The sequence below is a fragment of the Flavobacterium pectinovorum genome, from assembly GCF_006438875.1.
Taxonomy (GTDB): domain Bacteria; phylum Bacteroidota; class Bacteroidia; order Flavobacteriales; family Flavobacteriaceae; genus Flavobacterium; species Flavobacterium pectinovorum_A.
Genome location: NZ_RCZH01000016.1, coordinates 118,783 through 134,625, shown reverse-complemented (window position 1 = coordinate 134,625; position 15,843 = coordinate 118,783). Strand labels below are relative to the sequence as shown.

Annotated in this window: 12 protein-coding genes; 4 read left to right on the top strand and 8 right to left on the bottom strand. The window is 34.7% G+C overall.

Going from position 1 to position 15,843, the window contains the following annotated elements:
* From pdeM to EAH81_RS20925, 4 genes are all read right to left on the bottom strand, one after another.
* Entirely contained in the window at nucleotides 1-633 is a 633-nt protein-coding gene (pdeM, locus tag EAH81_RS20940; RefSeq protein WP_140510905.1) for a ligase-associated DNA damage response endonuclease PdeM, read from the bottom strand.
* 9 nt (nucleotides 634-642) lie between these two features.
* A complete protein-coding gene (locus tag EAH81_RS20935) occupies nucleotides 643-3,102 on the bottom strand; it encodes a ligase-associated DNA damage response DEXH box helicase (RefSeq protein WP_140510903.1) in 2,460 nt (819 codons plus the stop codon).
* Nucleotides 3,103-3,206: 104 nt separating this feature from the next.
* Nucleotides 3,207-4,808: an ATP-dependent DNA ligase gene (locus EAH81_RS20930; protein ID WP_140510901.1), complete on the bottom strand. Its 1,602-nt coding sequence runs from the start codon at nucleotides 4,806-4,808 to the stop codon at nucleotides 3,207-3,209.
* The gene (locus EAH81_RS20925) at nucleotides 4,805-5,836 is read right to left on the bottom strand and encodes a ligase-associated DNA damage response exonuclease (protein ID WP_140510899.1); all 1,032 of its coding nucleotides are present in this window, start codon (nucleotides 5,834-5,836) and stop codon (nucleotides 4,805-4,807) included. Before EAH81_RS20925 ends, EAH81_RS20930 begins: the two co-directional genes overlap by 4 nt.
* 204 nt (nucleotides 5,837-6,040) lie before the next feature.
* On the opposite strand from EAH81_RS20925, the gene pruA reads away from it, so the two are divergent.
* Nucleotides 6,041-7,666 (top strand): L-glutamate gamma-semialdehyde dehydrogenase, encoded by a 1,626-nt coding sequence (gene pruA / locus EAH81_RS20920; protein ID WP_140510897.1) that lies wholly within the window; start codon nucleotides 6,041-6,043, stop codon nucleotides 7,664-7,666.
* Nucleotides 7,667-7,761: 95 nt separating this feature from the next.
* Here the strand turns inward: pruA and EAH81_RS20915 are convergent, their stop codons facing one another.
* From EAH81_RS20915 to EAH81_RS20905, 3 genes are read right to left on the bottom strand one after another with little or no spacing between them, the layout of a single operon-like run.
* Nucleotides 7,762-9,504, bottom strand: coding sequence for a CocE/NonD family hydrolase (locus EAH81_RS20915; protein WP_140510895.1), 1,743 nt, complete (start codon nucleotides 9,502-9,504; stop codon nucleotides 7,762-7,764).
* Between the two features lie 50 nt (nucleotides 9,505-9,554).
* Nucleotides 9,555-10,274 (bottom strand): LytR/AlgR family response regulator transcription factor, encoded by a 720-nt coding sequence (locus EAH81_RS20910; RefSeq protein ID WP_140510893.1) that lies wholly within the window; start codon nucleotides 10,272-10,274, stop codon nucleotides 9,555-9,557.
* The gene (locus EAH81_RS20905) at nucleotides 10,271-11,332 is read right to left on the bottom strand and encodes a sensor histidine kinase (protein ID WP_140510890.1); all 1,062 of its coding nucleotides are present in this window, start codon (nucleotides 11,330-11,332) and stop codon (nucleotides 10,271-10,273) included. The genes EAH81_RS20910 and EAH81_RS20905 overlap by 4 nt, the downstream gene beginning before the upstream one ends.
* A gap of 414 nt (nucleotides 11,333-11,746) precedes the next feature.
* Here EAH81_RS20905 and EAH81_RS20900 point away from each other — a divergent pair, with 414 nt between their 5' ends.
* Nucleotides 11,747-12,475, top strand: a complete 729-nt coding sequence (locus EAH81_RS20900; protein ID WP_140510888.1) for a hypothetical protein — start codon at nucleotides 11,747-11,749, stop codon at nucleotides 12,473-12,475.
* 88 nt (nucleotides 12,476-12,563) lie between these two features.
* On the opposite strand, the gene rsmG is transcribed toward EAH81_RS20900, so the two are convergent.
* The gene (gene rsmG / locus EAH81_RS20895) at nucleotides 12,564-13,193 is read right to left on the bottom strand and encodes a 16S rRNA (guanine(527)-N(7))-methyltransferase RsmG (RefSeq protein ID WP_089354210.1); all 630 of its coding nucleotides are present in this window, start codon (nucleotides 13,191-13,193) and stop codon (nucleotides 12,564-12,566) included.
* Between the two features lie 107 nt (nucleotides 13,194-13,300).
* On the opposite strand from rsmG, the gene EAH81_RS20890 reads away from it, so the two are divergent.
* Nucleotides 13,301-14,395 (top strand): fatty acid desaturase family protein, encoded by a 1,095-nt coding sequence (locus EAH81_RS20890; RefSeq protein ID WP_140510886.1) that lies wholly within the window; start codon nucleotides 13,301-13,303, stop codon nucleotides 14,393-14,395.
* Nucleotides 14,396-14,484: 89 nt separating this feature from the next.
* On the top strand, nucleotides 14,485-15,675 hold the full coding sequence (locus tag EAH81_RS20885; protein ID WP_140510884.1) for a pyridoxal phosphate-dependent aminotransferase: 1,191 nt from the start codon (nucleotides 14,485-14,487) through the stop codon (nucleotides 15,673-15,675).
* Nucleotides 15,676-15,843: the final 168 nt, after the last annotated feature.

The window sequence follows — 15,843 nt, the reverse complement described above, 5'->3', positions numbered from 1 at the left end:
TCAACGCTTTATTTCTATTACTTCCTCTTTTGTAATGGCATATATTTGGTCATTTTCTTTAGGAATCAGATAAAAATTACCTGTAAATTCGCCAAAAGAGGGGAAAATCATTTGATTTGGTTTTCTAAAAAAACACGATAAACTTAAAAACTGTCTGCCCATTCCTTTTAATTTAATTCCGGGATGTATGTGTCCGCAAAAATTAAATAATTGTTCTCTTTCTGATGGATGATGAGTAAGTAAAAAATCATGAATGATCAATTCCTGATGAACTTCTATATTCAAATCTAAGTAATACTGTTTTGAAATTATATCGTGATTGCCTTCAATCAAAATAATTTTCTGAGAATGTGTTTTTGTCCATTCTGAAAAAAAATTCCATTCGTTATTGATTTTACTGTGAAATAAATCTCCCAAAAAAATAATAGTTTCAGAATCAAAACATTCTAAAACAACATTCAATCTGGCAAAATTTTCTAAAATAGCTTTTTCAGGAATTGCCATTCCGTGTTTTCTAAAATGTCCAATCTTCCCCAAATGCAAATCAGAAATGAAGAGTATTTTTTCTTCTTCCCAAAAAGCAGCGCCGGATTGATGTAAAACGAAGTTTTGATTGTTGATATTAATTTTCATACTGAATTCTTATTTCATGTAGCTTGCGGTCATTTTTTTAATTCTTTCCTGTAAAGTTTCACTGGATAATTTTTCTCTAAGTCTATCTGTAATTATCGGAAAACTAAATGGCGTTGGCTTATTGCATTGCTTCCAAACGATATTCTGACTGTTAATCCTTTCCATCGCCTGAATTAAACGCCCTTCTTCTAATTGATGTTCAAATGTTTCTGTAAAAGCCTGTTGCAGCAATAAATTATCAGGTTCATGATCGCGAAAAACTTCAAAAAGCAACTGTGATCCGCTTTGCAAATGTCTGGTTTTAATTGGTTTTCCCGGCATTCCTGTAAAAACCAAACCAGCAATAACGGCAATATCCCGAAATTTTCTACGTGCCATTTCTGTCGAATTCAAACTTTTTTGCAAATCTTGATGTACATAAGAAGTGATAAATAAATCATTATCAAATACCGCTTGCATATCAATTTCCTGATCAGACAACAATTCAAATCCATAATCATTATAAGCTAAAGAAAAAGTAATCGGCGAAAGCAAACTAATACGATACGAAAGCAAACTTGCCAATGCTTCATGGACATAACGTCCTTCAAAAGGATAAAAAATGGCATGAAAACCTTCTCGTGTTTTAAAAGTTTCAATTAAAAATTCATCGTTATTTGGAACAATACTTTCTTTACGCTGTCTTTCAAAAAGTGGACGTAAGGCTTTTAATTCGGGGGTTAAATTTTCTGTATTTGCGGCATATAATTCCTCTCGCAGCAATTTACTCATTTGAGCAGATAATGTCATACGCCCGCCCATCCAGCTTACGACACGAGAAGCTTTTTTAGGATCTGCCTTTCGAACTAATACTTGCATATTCTTCACTCGAAACAATTCCAGTCTTTTTCCGGCAAAGGTAAAAACATCTCCGGGATGTAATTTTGAAGCAAACCATTCTTCAATAGAACCTATATAACCTCCGCTTAAATATTTAACGTTCAAAGCCGCATCGCCAACAATTGTTCCAATCTGCATTCGGTGATGCATCGCAATTAATCGACTGTTAATTTTGAAACGTCCGTCTTCTTCTATCTCAACTTTTTTAAATTCGTCATAGGCTTGTAAACTCTGACTTCCGTTTGTGATAAAATTCAGAACCCAATTCCAATTTTCTTTTGTAATATTTTGAAAGCAGAAAGTTTGCTTAATTTCCGGAAATATTTCATCGGGAAAAAAACCATCTGAAACTGCTAAAGTATTAAGGTATTGCACCAGAACATCCCAACTGTTTAAATACGGCATCCGATCTTCGACAACGGTTTTGGCAACTGCTTTTTTTAAGGCAGAAGCCTCAATTAATTCCATTGCATGTGTGGCCAAAAAGTAAATCACACTTTCTTTTCCCGGTTGATGACCACTTCTTCCTGCCCTTTGCAAAAATCGTGCAACACCTTTTGGTCCTCCAACTTGGATAATCGTTTCGACAGGCGCAAAATCAACGCCAAGGTCCAGACTCGACGTACAAACTACAACTTTTAATTCTTCGTCTCGAATGGCATTTTCTACCCATAAACGCGTTTCCCTGCTAATGCTGCCGTGGTGCATTGCCATATCTCCAGCAAATTCCGGATATTTTTCTAAGAGTGCCTGAAACCACATTTCGCAGGCAGAACGGACATTGGTAAAAATCAAGGTTGTCTTGCTTTTTCTTATGATTTTTGCTACCTCATCAATTAAGTGCAAACCCATATGTCCCCGCCAAGGGTAACTTTCCATTTTTTCGGGAAGAATGGATTCGATTTTTATTTTTTTGTTGATGTGTGCTTTTATTAAAACCGAATTCTCATAAGCTTCTGAATTGACTCCTAACAAAACTTGCTGTGCCAATTCAAGATTTCCAATAGTGGCTGAAATTCCCCAAATTTTCATTTTTGGAGCAACCGTTTTTAATCGCGACAAAGCCAATTCCATTTGAACACCACGTTTTGTACCTAATAATTCATGCCATTCATCAACAACAATTGCGGAACAATTGGCAAAAGTTTTAGCAAATTCTTTTGATGCTAAAAGCAATTGTAAACTTTCAGGAGTTGTAATAAGTAAATCCGGCATTTTTTTGCTTTGCTTGGTTCTTTCGCTTTGCGAAGTATCTCCGGAACGAATTCCAACAGTCAATGGCAAATCTAAATCTGTAATAATTCGTTCAGCAGCTTGTTTTATTTCGACAGAAAGTGCTCGCAAAGGCGTAATCCAGATTGCTTTTAATCCGGGTTTATGTTTCGTTTTAAAGTCAGGATTTGTTTTGATGTAATCGAGAACGATCGGAAACCATAAAGCATAGGTTTTTCCGCTTCCCGTTGGCGCGTTCAATAAACCGTTTTTGCCTTGAAGGAAAGCAGTCCAGGTTTGGGTTTGAAACGGAAAAGATTTCCATCCCTGATCCCGAAACCAGTTTTCTGCAATTCTATATAGTTCGTCTCTGTTCATTTTTTCATAAGGTTCAAAGTTGCAAAGGCTCAGAGGGACAAAGTGTAGCTGTTTCCTAAAGTTTTTTTTCTTTAAAACTTTGTTACTTTGTCCCTTTGAACCTTTTACGAAATCATACTTTTTAAATCTTCAATTGAATTGGCGTCTTCAATTTTTTTGTCATGTCGCCATCTCAAAATTCTTGGAAAACGTGTCGCAACTCCACTTTTATGTCTTTTGGAAAGTGCAATTCCTTCAAAGCCAATTTCGAACACTAATTTTGGCGTTACACTTCGAACGGGACCAAATCTTTCTAATGTGTTTTTTTTAATAAAATCATCTACTTGTCGAAATTCGGCATCGGTTAAACCGGAATAGGCTTTCGCGAAAGTGACAAGTTCTTTCTCCTCTTTTTCATTTGTTTGCCAAAGCGCAAAAGTATAATCGGTAAATAAATTAGATCTTCGACCGTGACCTCGCATGGCATAGGTTAAAACGGCATCGATTACCAAAGGTTCGATTTTCCATTTCCACCAATCTCCTTTTTTTCTTCCTACCTGATAAGTCGAATTGTTGCGTTTTATCATCAAACCTTCGCTTTTCATTTCGCGGGCACGCATTCTTTCTGTTGCAACATCTTCCCAGGAATGGAGCAAAACTCTTTCTGATAATTGAAAACTTTTAGTTTTATCTTTTATCGAATCGTATAATTGTTCTAATAATAATCTTCTTTCAGAATAAGGTAAATTCCGAATATCCTCCCCTTCCCATTCCAGAATATCGTAAGCTTTTAAAATAACAGGAACTTTTTCAAGCAAAGAAGCTGATATTGTTTTGCGTCCAATTCTCGTTTGTAAATCATTAAAAGTTCCAATTTCTCCTTCTGTAAAAGCTAAAATTTCGGCGTCAATAACAGTTCCGTTTGGAATTAAACCAACAAAAGACTGAAACTCCGGATATTTATCGGTGACCAACTCCTCGCCTCTCGACCAAACATAAATCTCGCTTTCGCGGATGATGGTCTGTGACCGAATTCCGTCCCATTTGTGTTCTATTGACCAATCTTCCGGATTTCCAAGATTATCAACTTCTCCTTCAATTGGATAAGCCAGATAAAACGGATAAGGTTTTGACAAATAATCACTGCTTTTTTCGTCCAAAATTAATTCCTGAAAAGTAATTGTATTCGGATCCCAATTTCCCATTAATTTATACGCCAAAGCATCTTCGTCCACATCTTCTGCTTTAGAAAGTGCTCTTGTCATTAATTTTTGGCTTACGCCGATTCTGAAACTTCCGGTAATTAATTTGGTAAAAACGAAGCGTTCGTAATAATTGAGCGCTAACCAATTTTGATGTAAATATTCCTTTTTTTCTATATCAGATTTCTTTTTTAAGGCGATGATTTCCTGAAGATATTCGGTTAGACTTTTATCAGAATGTTCTTTGGTAGTGGGAATTATCAAAGCAATCGTTTCGGCCAAATCTCCAACGATGTGATAACTTTCTTCAAAAAGCCATAACGGAATATTCGCTAATTCATTTGCCCAATTGCGTAATAAAGTAGTATTAACAGGTCTTGGCGGACGACGATGCGAAAGAATCGCAATCGTCCATACTTTATCTTCCGGCGATGCATTTTTAAAATACGTCGTTAGTGCATCGACTTTTATATTCGTTTTATTAGAACTGTCAAGTGTTTTTATCAGTTGGGCAAAGTTTTTCATTCTTGGATTTCTTTCACAGTTTCAACTTCCTTTTCCATTTCATCAGTTTCGCCTTCATATTGCGTTTTTTCGGTTCTGGCATCGTAACCAATTTCCCTTAAATATTTGGAGAAAATATCGGTATAACCATGCGTGCAAATTACTTTTTCGGCACCAGTAGCTTTTATACTATCCAATAAAGAAAACCAATCGCAATGATCACTTAAAACAAAACCTTTGTCAATAGCGCGTCTGCGTCTTGCTCCTCGAAACGCCATCCAGCCGCTTGCTGAACCGGTCACAAAAGGAGTCATTTTTCTGATCCAGATACTTCCGTGCGCACTTGGCGGTGCGAGAACAATATTTCCTAATAAATCTTCTTTCTTGGTTTCACGCGTCACTAATGTCGTAGGTGGAAAATTGACCATTGGTCGTAAAACATTCGTCATGTTTTCGATTGCACCGTGCGTATAAATTGTTCCGATATCAGTGTCGAGGTATTTTAAAAGTCGTTGTGCTTTACCAAGAGAATATCCAAAAAGAACAGATGTTTTTCCTTCTGCTTTATTTTCAGCCCACCAATTATTTATTTCTGTAAGTACTTCGGCTTGTGGCGTCCAGTTAAAGGCAGGTAAACCAAAAGTACATTCGGTTATAAAAGTGTTACATTTTACAACTTCATAGGGAACTGAAATTCCATCGTCTTCGGTTTTGTAATCCCCTGTAAAAACCCAGACTTCGCCTTTGTGTTCAACTCTAACTTGAGAACTCCCAATAATGTGTCCTGCGGGGTGCAATGAAAATTTTACATTATTGATCACGAAGGTTTCTCCCCATTCTTTTCCCGTCACATTTATTTCGCCCAGGCGATGTCGAATTATTGGAATATTAGTGTGATGTGTAATATAATTTTGATTTCCCCAACGTGCATGATCAGAATGACCGTGTGTTATAATGGCATTTTTTACCGGTTTCCATGGATCAAGATACACATCAGCCTGCTGGCAATAAATACCTCTATCATTGAAAGCTAAAAGTGGTATTTTCATAGTAGTCATTTTTAAAGAAATTATGCAAAACGATCCGCAGATTAACCTCAAAATTAAATATTTACGCAGATAAACATTTTACAGCTTAACGTGATTAATTTATTAAATTACAACTTTTTAATATTGTATTGTGATATAATCAAATTATCATTTGTACTTTTGTAATTAATTAAACAATTCGTAAATTTTAAAATAATTTATCCCATGTTAAAAGGATTCTTTCATGTACCAAAAGCGGTAAACGAGCCTGTAAAAAGTTACGCACCGAACTCGCCAGAAAAAGCAGCTGTTCAGGCAGCTTACACAACAATGTGGAACTCAAAAATTGATGTTCCATTATACATTGGAAGTGAAGAAATCAAAACTGGAAATACAAAAACTATATCAGCGCCTCACGATCACAAACATATCGTAGGAACGTATCATTTAGCTGAAAAACAACATATCGAAAAAGCAATTGCCAATGCTCTTGAATCAAGAAAAGCATGGGCAAATATGGCATGGGAACAACGTGCTGCTATTTTCTTAAAAGCTGCTGAACTTATCGCAGGTCCATACAGAGCTCGTATTAACGCGGCTACAATGATTGGACAATCTAAAAATATCCACCAGGCAGAAATTGATGCTTCTTGTGAATTAATTGACTTTTTACGTTACAACGTAGAGTTCATGACTCAAATTTATGGAGATCAGCCAAAATCTGATTCTACAACCTGGAATCGTTTAGAATACGGACCTCTTGAAGGTTTTGTTTACGCAATTACTCCTTTCAACTTTACTGCTATTGCTGCCAATCTTCCTGCAAGTGCTGCAATGATGGGTAACGTTGTGATCTGGAAACCAAGTGATAGCCAGGTTTTCTCTACAAAAATTATCATCGAAGTTTTCAAAGAAGCTGGTGTTCCTGATGGAGTTATCAATGTTGTTTTTGGAGACGCTTTAATGATTACTGATACTGTTTTGGCAAGTCGTGATTTTGCTGGAGTTCACTTTACAGGATCAACTCACGTATTTAAAGATATTTGGGCTAAAATTGGTGCAAATATTCACAATTACAAAACTTACCCAAGAATCGTTGGAGAAACTGGTGGTAAAGATTTTATCATTGCACACCCAAGCGCTAATGTAAAACAAGTGGCTACAGGAATTGTTCGTGGAGCATTTGAATTTCAAGGGCAAAAATGTTCTGCAGCTTCAAGAGCTTATATTCCTCAAAGTTTATGGCCAGCTGTAAAAGAACAATTAATTGCTGATGTAAAATCTATGAAAATGGGTTCTCCGGAAGATTTTGGAAACTTTATCACTGCAGTTATTCACGAAGGTTCTTTTGATAAATTGGCTGGTTTTATCGATCAGGCTAAAAAAGATGCTGACGCTGAAATCATCGTTGGAGGAAATTACGATAAATCAGTTGGATACTTTATTGAGCCAACAGTTATCGTAACTACAAATCCAAAATATACTACAATGGAAACCGAATTATTCGGACCGGTTATTACTATTTATGTTTATGAAGATGCTAAATGGGAAGAAACTTTAGAATTAGTTGATACTACTTCTGAGTATGCTTTGACCGGAGCTGTATTTAGCCAGGATCGTTATGCTATTGAAGTAGCAACTACGAAATTGCAAAATGCTGCAGGTAACTTCTACATCAATGATAAACCAACAGGAGCTGTTGTAGGAATGCAGCCTTTTGGTGGAGCAAGAGCTTCGGGAACTAACGATAAAGCAGGTTCTGCATTGAACTTATTACGTTGGGCTTCTCCTAGAACTATCAAAGAAACTTTTGTAACTCCAGAAGATTACAGATACCCGTTTTTAGGATAATATTTCTGATTTTAGATTTTAGAAATCAGATTTTAGATTATAAAAAAAGCCGCAATTTTCAATTGAAAATTGCGGCTTTTGCTTTATTATTGTTTTTACTTCCAAATCGGAATTTTTACATAACTGTCGTTGTACCATTTTATTTTTAAAGGTTCTTTGGCATCTTTGATACTTTCGTCGCTAACTTCTTTTCCTGTTCCATAATTTAATTGAGAGAATGGGTTTTTGTTGACATTAATTGACACAAGCAAACGACTTCCTTTACTTAATTGTTTACTTACCAAATGTGTATTTGAAAAAGGAATAGATTCTATTTTATTCGGATTCAGTAAATTTCTATTGGTGATATCTTTGACATAACTCGCCCGACCTAAAAAATAAGACAAATGAAAATATTCTCCATTTGGCATTACTTCATATAAAGTCACGCCAATATCCATATCTTTTTTATTGATACTTGCTTTTATTTCTCCTAAAAACGAGCCATTAATCAGCATTGGCTCTTTTAAGGGTTCACTTATAAAAATAAATCCGTTGCTGGTTTCTATTTCTTTTCTAATAATAGGATCCGGATAATAATCGTTATTTTGTATTTGTCTGTTGGCAAAATCAACTTCCTGATAGAGATACTTTCTTTGAGTTGGCTTTTTACTCTTTAATACATAGAAATTACCCGCTTTATCATTTGTCAGATACATTTTTAGAAAGCCATTACTCATTTTGTCCAGAGAAGGAGCACTTCGCCATTCATTTGCTCCCATTACTTCATAGTTTATTTTGTCTTTTAGCATTACCGGTTTAGTGCCTTTTTTCAGAATATAATCAAACCATTCATATGTTATTTTTTTTACATTAATTATCGCTGTCGAATCAACCTTGTAATCGTTCAAATTAGTTTCTCCTCCCATTTGAGCACCAAAGTGACTGTATGGACCAATTATGACATAAACAGGAGTTTTCGGATTGTATTTTTGAAGTTCTCTGACATAATACAAACTTGAATTTTGAGAGTCGTTATAATATCCGTCGAAAGTTAATACAGGAATATTTATTTGTTCAAAATCTTTTTGGTATGGCGCCATTTTTTGCCAATATGCATCAAATGAAGGATGTTTTATCCATCGCTGAAAAAATCGGTTTGGACTTCCATCTACGCTATCCATTTTTTTATAAAGCACTCCGGTTTCCCACCATTTAAACATCATTTTTCTAAAACGCTGTCTGTCATTTCCCGCAACTGTATCTAAATATTTATTATTGCCTACATAAAACGACCATTCATAATTAGGATTTACAAATACATTATTTTCCATTGGCAAACCCATTCCCGGTCTGTTTGCTACATAAGGCACAATTGTTTTAAGTGCCGGATGCATTTTTTTGCAAGCCGCCCATTGTGTAAATCCGTTATAACTTCCTCCATACATCCCGATACTCCCGTTACACCATTCCTGTTTACTGATCCAATCGATGACATCGTAAGAATCATTGGCATCATTTTCATATGGAAATATTTCATCAGGACTAAACCTTTTACCTCGCGAATAGGCAATAACACCAATATAATCTTTGTCTGCGGCTTCTTTTAAGGATTTAATATCTCGTCCTTTGTCTCTAACATAAATAGTAAATTGAAATATTACAGGTTTTGGAGTAGAAATTCCTTTTTTTCGCACAACCATTGCCGATATATATGCGCCATCTCTGGTTTTAATCATCACACTGTCCTGAATATCATAAGCGCTTTTAAAACCCTCCGATTTTGCTACACTTGTCTGTTGTGAAAATGAAGAATTTATTACTAAAACCAGAAATACAAAATTTAAAAGTGATTTCATTGGATCATTTTATTGGATTAATTTTATTTCTAAATAATAAAAAGACAAGCTTAAATTCCATTGCTATTTTTGAACTTGGCTGATTGACGGTTTGAAACCTCTAATAGTTCTCCTGTCTTTAATTGTACTTCCAATCTTCCTCCACTTGTGCTGCTTACTTTCTGTATGTAATTAATATTTATAATCTCGGTTCTGTTTATTCTAAAGAAAACATTCTCATCCAGTATTTCTTCCCATTGGCGAAGGGAACGTCTTTGCATGGCTTTTTTATCCTGAAAAAAAAGTCTGGTGTAATTTTCAAGTGACTCAATTAAATAAATTTCATACAATGGAATAAAAAATCTTTTCTCTCCATCTTTAATGAAAATTTTTCGGTCTTTTGCTGCAGTATTCTGTAAAGAAGATTTCGCTATAATAGTGTTTCTTATTTTTTCAATGGCTTTTGCAAAACGCTCCTCTCTTATTGGTTTCATTAAATAATCTAAAGCATTAACTTCAAATGCCTGAACTGCATATTGATTATGAGCTGTCGTAAAGAGTACTTCAGGCACATTATCAAGAGACTCCAATAAATCGAAGCCTGATTTCTCCGGCATTTGAATGTCTAGAAACATTAAATCGGGCATCTCGCTTTCAATTAAATTTTTAGCTTCATCTGCATTTTCAGCCTCGCCTATCAAAACAAAATCGTCATAAAATTGTAATGCCCTTTTTAGTTCTTCTCTCGATAGACGCTCATCATCTACTATTATAACTTTTATCTTTTTCATTTTAATGGTAGTAAAATAGTTGCCAAAACTGTTTCGTCCGATACTTCTTTGATTTCAAAAGACGCTTTCCCTTTATACTGTAACAAGAGTCTCTCTTTTAAATTATTTAATCCAATTCCGGAATCTTTGATTTCTCCGATTAGCGTTCCTAAATTTTGAACACTAATTTTTATAAAATCATTTTCCTTTTCAATTTTTAGCCAAATAATTCCGCCACTTTTTCTTTTTTCAATTCCATGTTTTATGGCATTCTCGATCAACGTCTGGATACTCAAAGGAAGAACCAGATGTTTTGATAAATCAACACTTGTTTCAATTTTTACCTGCAAGCGTTCTTCAAATCGCATTTTTTCCAATTCCAAATAATCATTGACAAGATTAATTTCAGCGCTTAACGATATCAATTTTGCAACATTACTATTTAAGGAATTCCTCAATAACTCAGATAATAAATCAATGGCTCTTCTGGCTAAATGCGGATTTTCTAATATCAAAAATTTTATACTATTTAAGGAGTTAAAAAGGAAGTGAGGATTGAGCTGCGCATTCAGGTTATTAAGCTGGGCTTCTTTTATCAGAATTGATAATCGGGCATTTTCTTTTACAGTTTCGATCTCAAGCCTTGAATAATAATAAAGATGAAAAGCCAATACCCAAATAGACATGAGTCTGATACCGGTAATAAAGATTTGTAATTGTATCGACTTAAAAAACGCTACAAAGGAAATTGTACTGCCTTTAAGAAAAAACAAACGCACGAGATATAGCTTACCAACAATCAAAAACACATATAGTAAAGAAAGCACCAATATACTAACTACAATTCTTGGCACTAATTTTTTTAGATTCAACTTATTCCATCTCTTTTTTATAGCAAAATTTCTGTACGTATTTGTCAATGCAATACCAATACATACATCCAGTATTAAATCTGCGATACCCATTTTCCAGATAAAATTACCATAAAAAAAAGCCGAAACTCCCCAATACAAAGAAGCAGAAATCCATCCTATGAGTTGAATTTTCCAATATGTCGATATTCTTGTAATTATTTTCACAGTAAAAGTTGTTAGTGCTATAGTAAAGGTATCTCTCTAATACAGATTGAACAAATAAAAGTACATGAACGATAGATTATCGAGGATGAATGAGTTCATTAATTGGAGTACTAATAAAGACCAAGTTTTACAGACAATTTTGTAACTGCAAAAAATATGGATTAATAATCGTATTATACTGTAAAGCAACATCATAGTTTATTACTTAAAATAAATTGTAGTATTTTTCCTATCGCACTAACACTCAACAACATACAGAAATATAAAGCTTATTTTATCATTTTAAAAACTTATTGGAGTCCTAAAAAAACACACATCGCTCTAGATTTGCTTTACTGGAAAAAACTTAGAAATCAGGGAAAATTCATCAAAAAAAGTGATAATTAACCCCAATAATGAATTAAAAAAAGAATTATGAAAAGTATTAATACTCCTGAGATTATTTTAAAGTCAAAAAGCATAGGTCATCCAATTGATTTTAGCTGGACCCGAAAAAAAATTGAACAATTTTTAGATCCTTTAGACCAAAACAAGGAATTAGAAAATATTTTAACCACTGTTAACCACAAAGGCACTGTTGGTCTTACAGCAGCTTTATTAGAATGGATCAATTGTCGTTTTTCGGGATATACTAAAGCAACAAATGACATAAATCAACGTATAGAAGCACTTTGGTGTTCTATTGCAAATCCTGACAATACAGCACCTCTTCTTTTTGACTCTAATCTTGATATGCCTGCATCAGGTTCTGTAAACGGACCACTTTGGATTGCATTAATGAATGTTAGAATGATTGATGTAAAATATAGAAAAGGTTCTTATTTTATCCAGAATGAAATTCTTGGACTTGTTTTGTTGGCACGTCACATAACTCCTAAGAAGAAGTTTTTTGACAAATGGTTTAACGATACAATAATAGAATTAAATCGATTATATCCATGTGCATATAACTACAAAAATTTAGATGAAACTGACGAAGCTATTTATGATTCCTCAAATGAACCTGTTATTTGTCGCGATTTTTTCTTTAATGATAAATTCGAATTCACTCTTGAAAACTCAGAAAACGTGCTTAATAATTTCATAGAAAGTTTAGATTCTAAAGCAAATCCATTTTTACAATTAGCACAAAAAGCATCTTAATTATTATTCACATTTGATATGCAAAAACCCGATAAATACTCAAAAGCACGTATCGGGTTTTAATTCTGTCAATTTTCTTTGTAAAAATTTATACTGTAAATTTCAAAGGCAAATGCACCACTTTTTTGGTTTCAAAAAACTCATCTTCAAAAATGGTTGATAAATCATATAAAGTTGCTTTCGGAAAATCTTTTAATTCTTCTGTCAAATCACCGCCTTTTAGATATAGAATACCATTTTTCAAAGTATGTTTATGCTGTTTCTTGATCTTATCTTTTATCCAGGAAACGAAATCAGGCATATTAGTTACGGCGCGGCTTACAATAAAATCGAAATCGCCTTTTACTAGTTCAGCACGTTTTTGTTCTGCTTTTACGTTCTTTAATTCTAATGCATCAACAACACCCTGAACCACTTTTATTTTCTTGGCAATAACGTCTATCAAATAAAAACGTGTTTCCGGAAACAGAATTGCCAGTGGAATTCCAGGAAATCCTCCACCGGTTCCAACATCAAGAACAGTTGCTCCGGGCTCAAATTTCATGATTTTTGCAATTCCAAGCGAATGCAAAATGTGTTTCGTATATAAGGCATCAATATCTTTACGCGAAATGACATTGATTTTTTCATTCCAATCGTGGTATAAAAAGTCTAATTTTTGAAATTGTTCGATTTGAATGTCGGTCAAATCAGGAAAATATTTCAATATCTCATCCATTGCTCTAATTTTTTAACAAAAGTACTACTTTACAGTTGAAATATTTAACTCAATTTTGCAAATTGAAAATTTATAATAATTACCTTTGAAACCTATTTAAATTAATTATGAATAACACTGCGCCTACATTTGCTAAGCAAGACAATCTGAAGTTCTTCAGAACACTTAACTCACGAGTAAACAATTACTTCAAGGAGAACAACATTCAGAAAACCGGAAACTGGAAGCTGCACTTAAAAGCTGTTATTCTTTTTGCCGTTTTTCTAACGCCATACTTTTTAATCTTAACTCTGGACATGCCATTTTGGGCACAATTGCTGCTAAATATTCTTATGGGAATTGGAATGGCCGGAATTGGAATGAACGTAATGCATGATGGAAATCATGGATCGTACTCTTCAAAATCATGGATTAACAAAATTATGGGCGGAAGCATCTACGTATTAGCCGGAAATGTACACAACTGGCAAGTACAACACAATGTACTTCATCATACTTATACTAATATTCACGGTCATGACGAAGATCTTGATGCCGGAAGAATTATCCGCTTTACACAAAATGCCGAATGGCACCGTTTTCATAAATTTCAACATTACTATTCTTTCTTCCTATACGGATTATTGACTTTTAATTGGGCGTTAACAACCGATTTCAAGCAAATGAAAAATTACCTAAAAAGAAAATTATCATACGGGGCACCACAAAATCCAACTAAATTATGGACCGTTTTAGTGATCACAAAAATTATCTACGTTTTAATCTGGATGGTTTTGCCAATGATCTTAGGCGTAACATGGTGGAAAGTTGTTATTGGATTTTTCGTAATGCATTACACTGCAGGATTAATCTTGAGTATCGTTTTTCAATTGGCACACGTGGTTGAAGAAACTTCAAATCCGGTTCCTAACGAAGAGGGAGAAATGGAAAATACGTGGGCAATTCACCAATTGTACACAACAGCAAATTTTGCTCCAAAAAACAAAGTAATCAACTGGTTTACCGGAGGATTGAACCACCAAATCGAGCACCATATTTTTCCAAATATTAGTCACGTACATTACGGGAAAATTGCCGAAATTGTAAAACAAACTGCAATCGAATGCAACTTGCCATATCATGAATTCAGAACCATGAGAGGAGCTGTTATTGCACATTACAAGCATCTTAAAGATCTTGGAATGAAACCGGAACTAGCATAAAATTAAAAAAAAGCGTTGCGTAAAGATGCTCGGCAGTGCATCTTTACAATACATTTAAATATAATATTAAACCGCAATTAACTACAAAAATGAATCACATTCTTTCAGACAGAATCAACAACTTAGCAACATCACAAACTTTAGCAATGGCTGCTTTGGCACGCGAACTAAAAGCACAAGGAAAAGACATTATCAGTTTAAGTTTAGGCGAGCCTGACTTTAACACTCCTGACTTTATCAAGGAAGCTGTTAAAAAAGCAGTCGACGAAAATTATAGCACTTATTCTCCGGTAGAAGGTTATTTAGAATTGAGAGAAGCGATTTGCAGAAAATTCAAAAGAGACAATAATTTAGAATATAAACCAACTCAAATCGTAGTTTCTACAGGAGCAAAACAATCTCTATACAACATTGCGCAAGTAATGTTAAATGATGGTGACGAAGTTATTTTACCGGCACCTTACTGGGTTTCTTACTTCGAAATTGTAAAACTTTCAGGAGGAGTTCCAGTTGAAGTTCCAACATCTGTAGATACTGATTTTAAAATTACACCAGAACAATTAGAAGCTGCCATCACACCAAAAACAAAAATGATGTGGTTCAGTTCTCCTTGTAATCCATCTGGATCTGTTTATAGCAGAGAAGAGTTAACAGCTCTTGCAAAAGTTTTAGAAAAACACCCAAATATATATGTAGTTGCTGACGAAATTTATGAGCACATTAATTTCTCAGGAACTTTCTGCAGCATCGGTTCAATCCCGGGAATGCTTGAAAGAACAATTACTGTAAACGGAGTTGCAAAAGCATTCGCTATGACGGGATACAGAATTGGTTATATTGGAGCTCCGGAATTTATCGCAAAAGCGTGTACAAAAATTCAGGGACAAGTTACTTCAGGAGCAAATTCTGTGGCACAACGCGCTACAATTACTGCTGTTGACGCAGACCCAAGCGTATTAAATCATATGGTTGAAGCTTTTCATGGCCGTAGAGATTTAGTTGTTGGATTATTAAAAGAAATTCCAGGAGTAAAAATCAACGTTCCTGAAGGAGCATTTTACGTATTCCCAGACGTTTCTTCTTTCTTCGGAAAAACATTAAGAGGAACCGAAATTAAAGATGCCAACGACTTATCAATGTATCTTTTAGGCGAAGCAAACGTAGCAACGGTAACTGGAGACGCTTTCGGAAACCCGAATTGTATCCGTTTCTCTTACGCAACAAGCAATGACATCTTAATAGAAGCGTTACGCAGAATCAAAGACGCTTTGACTGCATAACACCATAAACAATTTTACTAAAACGGCTTGAGGTTTAAAGTTTCATCACTTTATACTTTGAGCTGTTTTTTTATGTGGTTATTTTGGGCGGGTCGGGCTATTCACTTCAAGTCCTCGCACTTCGTCAGGCTGTGGGCTTTCCGTTACTATCCCAATGTCATTAAGTTA

Excerpts from the sequence above, each read along its gene's own strand:
- EAH81_RS20915 (WP_140510895.1), bottom strand. The coding sequence starts at position 9,504 with ATGAAATCACTTTTAAATTTTGTATTTCTGGTTTTAGTAATAAATTCT.
- EAH81_RS20885 (WP_140510884.1), top strand. The coding sequence starts at position 14,485 with ATGAATCACATTCTTTCAGACAGAATCAACAACTTAGCAACATCACAA.
- EAH81_RS20900 (WP_140510888.1), top strand. The coding sequence starts at position 11,747 with ATGAAAAGTATTAATACTCCTGAGATTATTTTAAAGTCAAAAAGCATA.
- pruA (WP_140510897.1), top strand. The coding sequence starts at position 6,041 with ATGTTAAAAGGATTCTTTCATGTACCAAAAGCGGTAAACGAGCCTGTA.
- EAH81_RS20930 (WP_140510901.1), bottom strand. The coding sequence starts at position 4,808 with ATGAAAAACTTTGCCCAACTGATAAAAACACTTGACAGTTCTAATAAA.
- EAH81_RS20925 (WP_140510899.1), bottom strand. The coding sequence starts at position 5,836 with ATGAAAATACCACTTTTAGCTTTCAATGATAGAGGTATTTATTGCCAG.
- EAH81_RS20910 (WP_140510893.1), bottom strand. The coding sequence starts at position 10,274 with ATGAAAAAGATAAAAGTTATAATAGTAGATGATGAGCGTCTATCGAGA.
- pdeM (WP_140510905.1), bottom strand. The coding sequence starts at position 633 with ATGAAAATTAATATCAACAATCAAAACTTCGTTTTACATCAATCCGGC.
- EAH81_RS20935 (WP_140510903.1), bottom strand. The coding sequence starts at position 3,102 with ATGAACAGAGACGAACTATATAGAATTGCAGAAAACTGGTTTCGGGAT.
- rsmG (WP_089354210.1), bottom strand. The coding sequence starts at position 13,193 with ATGGATGAGATATTGAAATATTTTCCTGATTTGACCGACATTCAAATC.
- EAH81_RS20890 (WP_140510886.1), top strand. The coding sequence starts at position 13,301 with ATGAATAACACTGCGCCTACATTTGCTAAGCAAGACAATCTGAAGTTC.